Below are 12010 nucleotides of genomic sequence, written 5' to 3'. Positions count from 1 at the left end.
TTTTTTCCCGCTACTTTTGCATCCCCTGCAATAAGGCAAAGAGAGCACCGTAGAGGTTGGTATCATTTCTGAACTTGGCCGCCACGATTTCCGGCGGAATTACCTGCTGGCCCAAAATCGGGTTGTCCTGCAAGATTTCCCCGAACTGTCGGCGGATCTCCTCAATCAAGATTTCCTGGGCGCTGATCCCGCCGCCGATCACAACCTTTTCCCCGTTGATCACGGTCTGCAGGTTCAAAATCATCACTGCTACATCCAAGCAGTACTGGCGGAAGATCTTGCCTGCCTCTTCATTGCCGGACTTGATGGCTGCAAAAGCCGCCAAACCGTCAGCAAGGTCTTCATTGCCCAGCTCCTGGTTGACCCTTTCCACCATTTTCCGCGCTAACCGCTACCCCGTATCTGAACCCCAACGTCTCTTCCAGGTTTAAGCCGTCCAAAAAGGTCAAAGCCCCGCCATAGTGGATGATCATTTTCTCCGTGTCGATCTTCCCTGGCGCGTAGACCGCGATCCCGGTAAACTTGCCCTTGTACTGGTCGCCGATTTCATACAGGGCGGCGACAAAGTCGTCCAGATTGTCCGCGCTTGGCCGCTTCCCCTTTTCCAGCAGCTGCCCTTCATTATCCATCAAGGCGTACTTCACGTTGGTTCCGCCAGTGTCAAAAACTAAGTATTGCGTCTTTTTTTATCCTCACATCCAAAAAAGCATCTATAACTACTAGTATAAGTGTTTGCAGCCGCTGCTTCCATGCCAAAAATTGACCAAAAAAGGCCAGCCTTGAGCTGGTCTTTAATACTAGTATGATCGCAAAAAATGCTTTGATTAGTGGTGGGATGCACCGCTAGTTGCTTCTGGTTCAGCTGCCTTTACTTCTTCCTTGGCAGCATCTGCCTTGGTTGAAGGACCAGTCTTAGCGTCTGGGTCAGAGTTGCGGCGGTAAGTTGCGCCAGTTGCAGCGTCTGGGTCAACAACCAGCTTCTGGCCAGTTACTTCGCAGAAGTACTTCACGAATGGGTAGATGTCTTGAACCCATTCGTAGATACCCATGTAGTTGCCTTCTTCGTCTTCCACTCTCTTGTAGTAGTGCAAAACGAGTTCAGTCAAGTTACCAGTTGGTACTGGCATCCAAACTGCATCATGGCCGCCTTCCTTGGTCCGCAGGGCGTGAACAACCTTCTTGGCATTTGGGATAACGTCACGGATGTCCGGGTGAACGGCGCCCATAGTATCACCGACTTGGGCTGGCACACGGCGGGCCTTCATCTTGTAGTTAGGGTCTTGCGGACGGTTGTACCACAGGAATTGATTGTTGTCGTCCACGTAAGTCATTTCACCGAAAGTGTTGCGGAGCATCCAGTTGATTTGGTTAACCGTTAGCAAACCTGAGTCCAGCTTAACGTAGTCATCGCCCTCAGCAGCATTAACCTTGGCAGCTGCCTTGTCCAGCCATTCAGGGTCGTTCTTTTCCAAGCCGTCAACAGTGTAGCGGCTGTGGCCAGTTGCTTCAAAATCTTCCTTCAAATATTCTTCAGGGTTCATGTCCTGCAGCCATTTTGGTTCTGCCATAATTCAGTCTCCTTCAGTCTTGCAACAAACTATTTTCTTTGTTTTCTTGTTTCCTTACTTACACTCTCCATTGTATCCTGTAAGCACTTACTTCACAAGAGCAATATATCATATTTCTTATATGTACAAAAATAGATATTTTTCTTTTTACTAAATCAAAAAGCTTTTTAACATATATTTTGCTGTATAAAAGTAATAAAAAATCCAGCTTAGGCTGGCTTAACTTTGTCTAAAACAATAATCTGGTCGAACATGGCCTTTTCCACGTCCGAAATCTTGTGGGCGACTTCGATCACCGCTACCTTCGGATTGCCCAATAAGGTCTCATGGATCTCCAAAGACAGGCGGGGATCCAGGGCACTGGTGGCTTCGTCAGCCAGTAGGATCGGCCGGCCAGACAAGAGGGCCCGGGCAATTTCCACCCGCTGGATCTGCCCGCCGGAGAGGTTGTTGCCGTTCTCACCGACCGGGTAGTCCAGGCCGTTTTCCTGGATCAGGTCATCCAGTCCCGCTTCATGGCAGGCCATGAGCAGCTGTTCTTCATCCACCTGCCGGCCCAGAGTCACGTTAAAGCGGAGGGTGTCGTCAAACATGAAAGGCTTCTGGTTGACGTAGGAGTAGAAGTTGTGGGCCTTGTACCAGTCCCCCGTCACTTCTTCACCGTTGATTAAAATTTCACCATGGCTTGGCGTGTAGATGCCCAGCATGAGGCGCAAGAGAGTGGTCTTCCCCCAGCCGGACGGCGCCATCAAGAGGATCTTTTCCCCCGGCTTGACCTTGATGTTCACGTGTTCAAAAATCTGCCGCTTGCTGTGCTTGGTCACGTAGGCCACGTCCCGGATTTCCATGCCGTCAAAGTGGTCGACCGGGTAATTGTCGTCTTTTTGCACGTAGTTGAGGGCCCGCTGGGTTCTCTGCCACATCGGCACGGTTGACTTGACCTGGTTGAATTCGTTAAACAGGGTGACCACCGGGCTGATGAAGTTGATGGCCAAGTCGACCATCATGACCAGGGTCCCGACCGCCAGCCGCCCCTGCATCATCATGATCCCGCCGATCGTGCAGGGAATGATGAAGCAGAAAAGTTCCGCTGCTGAGTAGATCAATTCCAGGGCCCAGGCCTGGGTCAAGGTCATGTTCCGAAGGGCCGTTTCCATGTCCCCGGCAGCGCCCATCGCCCGCTTGACGATATTAGTGCGGACGTTGTAGAGGCGGGCTGACTGGGCCCCGTTCAAGCTGTCAGACACGTACTGGGTGTAGACAGCATTCTTCTGGGTCCAGATCTTGGACTTCTTGGTGATGATCTTGCTGGTAATCATCTGCACGCCGGCCGGAGCCAGAGTCGCCACGATAAAGATCAGGGTCATTTCCCAGGAGTTATATAAAGCAAAGGCCAAAGAGCCCACGAAGGTCAAACTTTGGTAGATGATGTCCAGCTGGGCCGTGACCCGGTTGGTTTCGATCTGCTTTAAGTCGTTGGTCATGAAACTCAGCCCGTCCTTGGTGTCCAGGCTGTTTTGGTCGATCAGGTAGCGGAGGTTGGCCTCTTTCAAGGTCATGTTCACGCTTCTGATGATGTTCATTTTGGTCGTTTCATAGAAGAAATTGCTGGCCATGAACAAAAGCTGACCCCCGGCCGTCAAGGCCGCGAAGCCGACCAGGCGGCCGTAATCAGCCTTGCTGGAAGAGGCAATGTTCAGCATGACCTTGAGCATGTAGGCCACGAACAAAACATTGCAGGCCTTGATGGCGGCCAGGAAGCTGAACAGGGCTACCTGGCTTTTCCGTGCGTATTTGAGACTCATTGGATAATCCCTCTCTTTCATAAACATTATAGCAATCTTTCCTATTTTTGCCGCCAGCATTGATATAATTAAGATAATCCTAAGAAAGTAAAATCTTGCTAAAGTCTGATTCTTGGCAAAGCGTGACAATTTTTTAAAAAAGAGAAAAAGACCGGAAAGACTAGCGGGAAAAACAAAGAATAAAAACTAGAAAGAAACGGGAAGACAAAATAAATGAAATTAGTTGAACTGCATACCAAAGCCGACCAATTATCCGGCAGCTACTATCTGGGCTACCTGGTCTACCAAAGCGCGGACGCGGCCACACTCATCAGCCTGGACGACGACGCCAATGCCGGCGGGGTCTTGGTCATCAATAACCAGGACATCTTGACCAGCGTCGACGAATCCCCCAGCCTGGCCTACTGCCAGCACCTGATCGATGAAGGCAAGTCGACCGACCCCTTCGCCCTCATGCCCCTCAACCAGGAGCTCCTGAAGACGCCTTTGACCAGCCTTAGCGCGGCCAGCCAAGCCGCACTGGAGAAGGACCTGGTCGTCAATATCACCTTAACCAGCGGGATCGTCTACACCGGCATCATCGCCTTAGCCGGTCCAACCGAAATCCAGCTAAAGCAGATCGGGGACGACTACGAGCTGGACCCTCTCTGCCTGGTCATCCCCCTGTCCGCCATCTCCAGCCTGGAATTAAACGCTCCTTTAAACAAGCTCTGGAAAAAGTACCAGGCGGTTAAAGAGCAGTTTGCCGGCCAGAATCCCTACGGCTTAGTTGAACTTTACCTGGACTGGCTGGATGACACCCGCTTTGGCAGCTGCCTTTTGGGCCTGATCCTGGACCAAAGTGACCAGTTCCTGCTTTTTGAAAGCTTGAATGACTATGGGCAATTAGAATCCATCTGCCTGGTCAACAGAGAAGACGTGGTTCATGAATCAGTAAATTCCGCGGCTATCGACTTCTCCAGCTTCCTGGTCGCCTACAACCAGAAAAATGAAATTTTTGATCCGGGCCACTTGGGCAAATTAGCCCAGTCCTTAGACCATGTTCCAACTGCCCGGGAAGTGATTGAAAAAGCCGGCAAGCAACTGGTCAGCGTTGACGACTATGAATTAGCCGGGGAAAACCTGGGCTACGTGACCGCGGTAGACGAAGCAGGCTTCACCATTGAGGACCCGGAAAGCGGGCAGGAAGTCAGCCACCTTTTTGAAAACGTCTGTGCCCTGGACTTGGCCAGCACCGAACTGGAAAAAATGCGGGAATTCCTGGCAGCCCAAAACCAGTAGGCAAATAAGGCTTATAATAGATAAAGGCATATAATGAACTAGATAGTTATAGTTAGGAGATTTTTCCAATGAAACAAGGAACGACGATTTTGACTTTGGACAATGGCTACCATCTTTGGACCAACACCCAAGGGACAGGTGACATCCACCTGCTCTGCCTGCACGGGGGCCCAGGCGGCAACCACGAATACTGGGAAGATACGGCTGAACAATTAAAGAAACAGGGCTTGAACGTCCAGGTCCACATGTACGACCAGCTGGGCTCCCTTTACTCTGACCAGCCGGACTACAGCGACCCAAAGATCGCGGACAAGTACCTGACTTACGAATACTTCCTGGACGAAGTTGAAGAAGTCCGGCAAAAGCTGGGCATCGATAACTTCTACTTGATCGGGCAAAGCTGGGGCGGCCTTTTGGTCCAGGAATACGCGGTTAAGTACGGAGAACACTTGAAGGGGGCCATCATCTCCTCCATGGTTGACGACATCGACGAATACGTGGCCGCGGTCAACCGCCGCCGGCAAGAAGTCCTGCCGCAGACCGAAATCGACTTCATGCACGAATGCGAAGCCAAGAACGATTACGCCAACCAGCGCTACCAGGACGACGTGCAGATTCTGAACATCAACTTTGTTGACCGCAAGCAGCCTTCCAACCTCTACCACCTGGGCAACCTGGGCGGCACGGCTGTCTACAACGCCTTCCAGGGCGACAACGAATTCGTCATCACGGGCAAATTGAAGGACTGGCACTTCAGAAGCGAACTGCCAAAGATCAAGGTGCCAACTTTGCTGACTTTTGGCGAAGTGGAAACCATGCCTCTGGAAACGGCCAGAACCATGCAGAAACTGATTCCTAACTCCCGCCTGGTCACTACTCCTGACGGCGGCCACCACCACATGGTCGACAACCCCGATGTCTACTACAAGCACCTGGCTGACTTCATTAGGGAAGTTGAAGCCGGCACTTTCCAAGGCGAATAAGATTATGAAGTCCTTATTTTTGAGGGCTTTTTTTGTAAAAGAAATCTTAACCTTTGGTAAAAGATCCAAAGACTTCTGCCTTTAGCTTTTAGCCATTTTCAAGTAAAATAGGCTAAGACTAATCAGAAGCGTTTAGGAGGCAAAACTTTGACAATCGGTAAAGAACTACAGAAACAGCGCCGCGCCAAGCAGCTCAGCCTGGAAGCCGTTAGTCAAACCCTGCGGGTCGACCAGGCGACTCTGCAAAAGATTGAAGCCGATGATTTTCAAGGCTTAAACCCGGTCATGGTCAGAAGCTGCATCCGGCAATATGCCAGCCTGCTGGGGTTAGACGGGGCACAGCTGCTCGACCAGTTTACTGAGCCGGCCGCCGCCGGCAAGGACATTCCGGCTGCTAAGCCAGCCATTCCAGTTAAAGAGAAGGTAACTGAAGTCCGGGCTGCTAATCCGGCGCCAGTTAAGGAGGCCAGCCCGGCTGGCAAGGCCAAGGAAATTTTGGACAAGAGCAAGGTGCCGCATGGCTTCAAGGCAATTTTTAAATTCTTTGACACCATCAACTTGGACAAGCTCTTAAAGATCGGGATCTGGGTCATCATAGGCCTGGCAGTGGTCGGGTCCGTAGCCGGCGGCTTCGATGCCCTGGCTTCTAAAGCCAACAGCATTTCCCACTCATCCAGCTCTTCCAGCTCCTCGTCATCATCATCATCTTCTTCTTCATCTTCTTCATCTAAGCCAGCTCAAGATGATTCCGCTAAGCCTGATAAAAACAAGCCAAGCCATGATGACCAGCAGAGCCAAAGCCAAAGTAATGAAAAGCAGGTCAGCTCTTCCAGTGAAGCCAGCTCTTCTAGTTCCTTGGCCAGCTCATCTAGCCAAGAACAGAGCAGCCATGCCTCTTCCTCTAGCAGCCAGTCAAGCACTGACACGACGACTGATACAAACGAATAAAGTGCATGCAAAAAGCGCCCGGGTAACCGGACGCTTTTCGTTTACTTTTTTGGCCTTAAGCCCGGCCCTTGTAAGTCCCTTCCAGGGTGTTGATGACCAGTTCGTCGCCTTCGTTAATGAAGTCAGGCACAGTCACAACCAGGCCGGTTTCCATAGTGGCTGGCTTGCCGCCGGAAGCTGCGGTTGCCCCCTTAATGCCTGGCTGGGTTTCTACTACCTTCATGTTGACAGTTGATGGCAATTGCACAGCCAAAAGTTCCCCGTCTTCAGTGAATTCCAGGATAACTTCGATATTTGGCATCAGGTACTTGACGTCGTCACCCAGTTGGTCGCCGGAAATCGCGTATTGTTCGTAGGTTTCCGTGTCCATGAAGTTGTAGCTGTCGCCTTCAGCGTACAGGTATTGGGCGTTCTTCTTGACGACTTCGACTAGCTCGATCTTTTCACTTGGCCGCATGGTCTTGTGGATCACGCTGCCGGCCCGGACGTCACGCAGGTCCATTTGCATAACGGTGTTGCCCTTGCCTGGCTTGTGGTGGTTAGCCGCCATAACTAGCATCAGCTTGCCGCCATCGTCAAAAATCATGCCTTTTTTCAATTCAATTGCTTGCATAAAAAAATCTCCCTAATAAATTTTTATCACTGTTCTTCATTATACCATTGACTTAAAAGTCGCGAAGGTAAATTTTATCAATCAAGTGCCCCTCAACCTTATGCAGGATCAAATTGGCCCGCTCCTTGGTCGGGGCGATGTACTGGCGGAGGTTGACCAGGTTAACCATCTGCCAGGTTTCTTCCGCCAGGCGCAGGGCCTCGTCTTCCGGACCGTTGGCCAGCTTGTAGTAGAAGTTGCTTGGGTCATTCTTCTTCATTTTCATGATCTTCTTGAAGCGTTGCATATACCACTTTTCAATCAAGTCTTCTTCCGCATCGATATAAATTGAAAAGTCAAAAAAGTCGCTGGTCACCAGCTGGCCGCTTTCCGGCAGCTGCAGGGTGTTGATCCCTTCGATGATCAAGATGTCGGGCTTTTCCACATGGCCATAGCGGCCCGGGACGATGTCACTTAATTCCTGGGAATACAGGGGATAAGCGACGTCATTTTTTCCGCTGACCACGTCCTGGAGGAAGTCTCTGAGCATCTGCATGTTGTAGCTTTCCGGGAAACCCTTCCTGGACATCAGCTTCCGCTTCTCCAGCTCCTGGTTGGGGTAGATGAAGCCATCAGTGGTCATCATCTGGGTCTTTAAGTCCGGGTAATACCGGGTCAAGAGCAGCTGCAAAAGGCGGGCAGTCGTGGACTTACCCACGGCAACTGAGCCGGAAATGCCGATAATATAAGGCACCTTGCTTTCCGGCAGCTGCAAAAATTCTGCCTTCTTAGCGGCTGTCTCCTGCTTGGCCTGGTAGGCCAGGTGGATATAGTTCAGCAGGGTCTGGTAGATTTCATCGACGTCCTTGACGTCCAGCTGGTCGCCCAAAGACTTGACCTTGGCCAGCTCTTCATTAGTCACCGCCAGCTCGGTCTTGGGGGTTAAAGCCGCCCAGGCCTGCCGGCTGAATTCAGTATAGTTCCGCATTCTTTTTACTTGTCCTTTTCTCATTCTTTATCTATTATAGTAGAAAAAGCAGGAGAAACTGGCAAATGCCAGCTTCATTTTTCAAAGAAATGAATGAAACAGATGAAGAAAGTCGTGCTTTTTGGCGATTCAATTTTTAATGCGTATGATGGGCAAAAGGATACCGACCGTTTGACCAAGGCCTTGGCCAAGCGGCTGGGAGACGCTTACGAGGTCGTGAACATCTCGGTCAGCGGTGCCTGCGCCCAGGACGTCCTGCCCAGAGTCGGCAGTCTGCCTGCATGCGACATTTTGGTCGTAGAGTACGGGACCAACGACGCCGCCAGCTGGGGCTGCAGCGCCTATGACTACCAGGAAGGGCTGGAAAGCTTGATCAAGCAGGCCCAGAAGGTAACCGGGGCCAGCGATACCCTAGTTTTAGCTCCATCCATGCCGGATTTGACGAACCCGGAAATGGCCGCGGCCTACTCCTTGGAGAAGCTGGACGAGTACGTCGACATCGCGCAAAGAGACGCCGGCAAGACCAACTCCTTCTTCTTCGACTTGACCCACAAGATGGAAAAGCTGAAGGACCTGCCTTCCTTCATGATTGCAGACGGCCTCCACTACAGCGAAAAAGGGATCTCCTGGCTGGCCGATGTCCTGGCTGACCAAATCAATAAGATGGCATAGGAAAAGCGTCCGGTTACCCGGGCGCTTTTTGCATGCCGCTTAAACAGGAAAAATGACCGCTTGCGCGTCTGTTCTTTCATTTTTGCTTAATCTTCTTCATAATAAAATCTGAAAAGGGGGAGAAAAGATGCAGGTAGAGTTTAAACAAGACAAGCAGCTAAAAGAAGACCAGCTCATCATCAAGGCCAAGAAGCTGACGCCGGAAATCGAAGCGGCCCTGGCCTTTTTTGAAGAAAAACTGGCCCAGAAGATCACGGTCTATCAAGGCAGCGATGAAATCATCCTGCCCCTAACCAGCATTCTCTTTTTTGAGACCAGTGACCGGCACGTCTGGGCTCATGACCGGGAAGGCAGCTACCTGGTCAAGCAGACCTTGCGGCAGCTGGAAGCCAGCCTGCTCAGCGACTTTGACCGGGCTTCCAAGAGTGCCCTGGTCAACTGCCGGCAAATCAATGCCGTCAAGCGGTCCATTACGGGCTGCGAGCTTGGCTTTACCGCTTCTTACAAGAAGGTCTTCGTCTCCCGCCGCTACTACCAAACCCTGATCAGCCATTTGCACGAAATGAGGTAAGCACAATGAACAATAACAGAAAGTCCGCGGTCAGATGGGGCTTGATCCTGATCGCTATCGCCATCCCCTTGATTTTAAGCCAGCTTTTTCCAGACTACTTTACCCTTTTTAAGCTCTTCAACTTAAGTTGGGGCCAGGTCTTCTGGGTTCTCCTCTTAGCCTGGATCGCCTGGACCAGCTTCAAGAACCGGGTCCTCTTCTTTGGAATTTTTACCAGCGGCTTGATCGTCAAAACCATCAGCGAAGCTAGCCACTTCTTTAAATGGACCGGCTACATGTACCTGGCCCTCTTCCTAATCGCCCTGGGCTGCCAGCTTTTGGCCGGAGGAAGCCAGCTGGAGGTCAAGATGAATGTAAAAACTGGCAAGAAAGACGATGACGGCACTAGCCTTAGCTACAGAGAATCAATCGGCGAAAATGGCGAAAAAGTTTCCATCGAATCCGTCTTCTCCAAATGCGTCCGCTACGTTCACAGCCAGGCCTTGCGCAAATTATCCATCTCCACCGTTATGAGTCCGGTAACCATCTACTTGGACCAGACCCAGCTCAAGGATGGACGCGGCAAGCTGGATTTGGATGCGGTCTTCTCCAAAGTTGATATCTACATTCCCAGAGAATGGGAGGTCCAAGCCGACGCCAGCCCGGTCTTCTCCCGCTTCACCGCCCTTAACCCCAGCGGTTTAACAGCGGATTCACCCCTTTTAAAAATCGATGCTGACCTGGTCTTCAGCCAAGTCACCATTCACCGGGTCTAAAAAACTGTTCAGTTCCTTATTTAATAAGGCTAAACAGTTTTTCTTTTATTCTATTTTGTTCTAATCAACCTTGCCCAAGTAATTTGACTTTTGTCCGAACCACTTCTGGTTGATCTTGGCCAAAGTCCCGTCGGCCTGCAGCTCCGCCAGGGCCTGGTTGATCTTCTTTTTCAAGTTCTTGTCGCCCTTCCGCATCCCTACCGCAAACAAGTCCTCTGGCACCTCTTTGTTAAAGATGACCTGGTAAGACTTTGAGTCTGCCTCGTGCTTGATGTAGTATTCCGCGTAGGTTTCATCCAGGAGGATCCCCTTGATTCTGCCGGCGTTGAGGTCTAGGAAGGCTGACGGAATAGTGTCGTAAAGGACCTTGCTCTTCGGCTTAATGACCTTTTGGCTGCCATCCATCCAGATCTGGGCGGTTGACCCGCTCTGGGCCCCGATTGCCTGCCCCTTCATCTGGGCAAAGGACTTGATCCCGCTGGACTTCTTCACGACCAAAACCTGCCGGTTTTGCAAGTAGCTGCGGCTGAAGGCAACTTTTTTCTTCCGCTGGCTGGTCACGCTGTAGCCGTTCCAAAGAACGTCAATCGTCCCGTTTCGCAGCTCCGTTTCCTTCATGGACCAGTCGATAGTCTGGAAGTCCGCCTTAAGGCCCAGCTTCTTGCACACGGCCTTGGCTAAGTCGACGTCGTAACCAACCAGTTGGCCATCTTTTTGCCGGAAGTCCATGGGCACGAAGGTGTCATCCAAGCCGATCACCAGGCTGCCCCGCTTTTTAATCTTAGCCCAGGTGTCTTTTTGGTTGGCTTCTTTAGTTAAATTGCTGCAGGCTGTCGTCAAAAAGCAGGACAAGACCAGGCCCAGCAGCAGGATTCTCTTAAACCATTTCATTGCTAACCCTCCAATGGCTTAACCTCTAGCACCTGGTCGGCCACCTTTTTGGCAAAGTCCATGTCGTGGGTGATAATCAATTGGGTCAGGCCTGACTCCTTCAAGCTCAAGATGAGGTCGGCCACCTGGTCCCGCAAGGCCGAGTCCAAAGCACTGGTCGGTTCATCGTAGCAGAGCATCTTCGGCTGCATGGCCAAAGCCCGGGCGATGGCTACCCGCTGCTTCTGCCCGCCGGAGAGCTGGTAAGGGTAAAGGCCGCCCTTGTCCGCCATCTGCAGCTTCGCCAAAAGCTCCTTGGCCTTGGCTTCCGCTGTTGCCTTGTCTTCTTTTAGCGCCAGCTGGGGAGCCAGGGTGATGTTTTCCAAAACTGACATGTTGGGGAAAAGGTTAAAGTCCTGGAAGACCACGCCCACGGCGCCCCGCTCTTCCTGGCTAAGCTCGTATTTTTCCCCGTCCAGGCTCATGCTGCCCGCGTCAGCTGTTTCAAGGCCGGCCACGATCCGCAGAAGGGTCGTCTTCCCGGCCCCGGAAGGACCAACCACCGTGAGGATTTCCCCGTCCTTAAGGCTGAAGTTCATATTTTGCAAAATCTGCCGGTTGCCAAAAGACTTGGCTAAGTTTTTTACTTCAAGCATGTTTAGTCCTCCTATCTGTAGTATGAGTAGTGCTTTTCCAGCTGCCGCAAAAGCAAAGTGCACAGGCCGATCAAAAACAGGTAGATCAAGGCTACCAGAACCAGCGGCACTAAAGTCACGTCCCGGGCCGTAGCCAGGTTGCCGGCTCTGAGCAAGTCGCCCAAACCGATCACGTAGACCAGGGAGGAGTCCTTGACCAGGTTGATCACTTCATTGCCGATTGAGGGCAGGACGATTTTTATTCGTCGATTGTAAAATCAAATTGAACACTGTTCCGATCCAGTAAGAAAAATCGTTTTCACTGGATCAGAGCACAAAAAA

At 51.4% G+C, this 12010-nt stretch carries 12 protein-coding genes and 2 pseudogenes; 6 read left to right on the top strand and 8 right to left on the bottom strand.

The window, feature by feature from the left end; translation table 11 throughout:
- Positions 1-10: 10 nt before the first annotated feature.
- From FD23_RS03450 to FD23_RS03435, 3 genes and pseudogenes are all read right to left on the bottom strand, one after another.
- A pseudogene (locus FD23_RS03450) lies at positions 11-629 on the bottom strand (ROK family protein).
- A gap of 195 nt (positions 630-824) precedes the next feature.
- A complete protein-coding gene (locus tag FD23_RS03440; RefSeq protein WP_003616046.1) occupies positions 825-1568 on the bottom strand; it encodes a PAS domain-containing protein in 744 nt (247 codons plus the stop codon).
- A gap of 209 nt (positions 1569-1777) precedes the next feature.
- The gene (locus tag FD23_RS03435; RefSeq protein WP_052933764.1) at positions 1778-3373 is read right to left on the bottom strand and encodes an ABC transporter ATP-binding protein; all 1596 of its coding nucleotides are present in this window, start codon (positions 3371-3373) and stop codon (positions 1778-1780) included.
- 213 nt (positions 3374-3586) lie between these two features.
- Between FD23_RS03435 and FD23_RS03430 the strand changes: the two genes are divergently transcribed.
- From FD23_RS03430 to FD23_RS03420, 3 genes are all read left to right on the top strand, one after another.
- Positions 3587-4654: a hypothetical protein gene (locus FD23_RS03430; protein WP_025895582.1), complete on the top strand. Its 1068-nt coding sequence runs from the start codon at positions 3587-3589 to the stop codon at positions 4652-4654.
- Between the two features lie 68 nt (positions 4655-4722).
- Positions 4723-5637 carry a proline-specific peptidase family protein gene (locus FD23_RS03425; RefSeq protein ID WP_052933765.1) on the top strand — a complete coding sequence of 305 codons (915 nt, stop codon included), beginning with the start codon at positions 4723-4725 and terminating at the stop codon, positions 5635-5637.
- Between the two features lie 147 nt (positions 5638-5784).
- Complete coding sequence (locus tag FD23_RS03420; protein WP_025895580.1) at positions 5785-6585, top strand: helix-turn-helix domain-containing protein; 801 nt, start codon at positions 5785-5787, stop codon at positions 6583-6585.
- Between the two features lie 55 nt (positions 6586-6640).
- On the opposite strand, the gene efp is transcribed toward FD23_RS03420, so the two are convergent.
- On the bottom strand, positions 6641-7198 hold the full coding sequence (gene efp / locus FD23_RS03415) for an elongation factor P (RefSeq protein ID WP_002879354.1): 558 nt from the start codon (positions 7196-7198) through the stop codon (positions 6641-6643).
- A 52-nt stretch (positions 7199-7250) separates the two neighbouring features.
- Entirely contained in the window at positions 7251-8165 is a 915-nt protein-coding gene (coaA, locus tag FD23_RS03410; protein WP_025895579.1) for a type I pantothenate kinase, read from the bottom strand.
- 102 nt (positions 8166-8267) lie between these two features.
- Between coaA and FD23_RS03405 the strand changes: the two genes are divergently transcribed.
- From FD23_RS03405 to FD23_RS03395, 3 genes are all read left to right on the top strand, one after another.
- Positions 8268-8837, top strand: coding sequence for an SGNH/GDSL hydrolase family protein (locus tag FD23_RS03405; protein WP_013440139.1), 570 nt, complete (start codon positions 8268-8270; stop codon positions 8835-8837).
- 127 nt (positions 8838-8964) lie between these two features.
- Entirely contained in the window at positions 8965-9408 is a 444-nt protein-coding gene (locus FD23_RS03400) for a LytTR family DNA-binding domain-containing protein (protein ID WP_052933766.1), read from the top strand.
- Between the two features lie 5 nt (positions 9409-9413).
- Positions 9414-10163 (top strand): LiaF domain-containing protein, encoded by a 750-nt coding sequence (locus tag FD23_RS03395; protein ID WP_025895578.1) that lies wholly within the window; start codon positions 9414-9416, stop codon positions 10161-10163.
- Between the two features lie 60 nt (positions 10164-10223).
- On the opposite strand, the gene FD23_RS03390 is transcribed toward FD23_RS03395, so the two are convergent.
- The 3 genes and pseudogenes from FD23_RS03390 to FD23_RS03380 all read right to left on the bottom strand — a co-directional run.
- A complete protein-coding gene (locus FD23_RS03390; RefSeq protein WP_025895577.1) occupies positions 10224-11054 on the bottom strand; it encodes an amino acid ABC transporter substrate-binding protein in 831 nt (276 codons plus the stop codon).
- Positions 11055-11056: 2 nt separating this feature from the next.
- Positions 11057-11689 (bottom strand): amino acid ABC transporter ATP-binding protein, encoded by a 633-nt coding sequence (locus FD23_RS03385; RefSeq protein ID WP_003616059.1) that lies wholly within the window; start codon positions 11687-11689, stop codon positions 11057-11059.
- An 11-nt stretch (positions 11690-11700) separates the two neighbouring features.
- Positions 11701-11931 (bottom strand): annotated as a pseudogene (locus FD23_RS03380) (amino acid ABC transporter permease); the annotation flags it as partial.
- Positions 11932-12010 lie beyond the last annotated feature (79 nt).

This window comes from Lactobacillus delbrueckii subsp. delbrueckii DSM 20074 = JCM 1012, assembly GCF_001433875.1.
GTDB classification, from domain to species: domain Bacteria; phylum Bacillota; class Bacilli; order Lactobacillales; family Lactobacillaceae; genus Lactobacillus; species Lactobacillus delbrueckii.
Note: the sequence above shows the minus strand (reverse complement) of the source record. Positions and strands in the feature narration are given on the sequence as shown.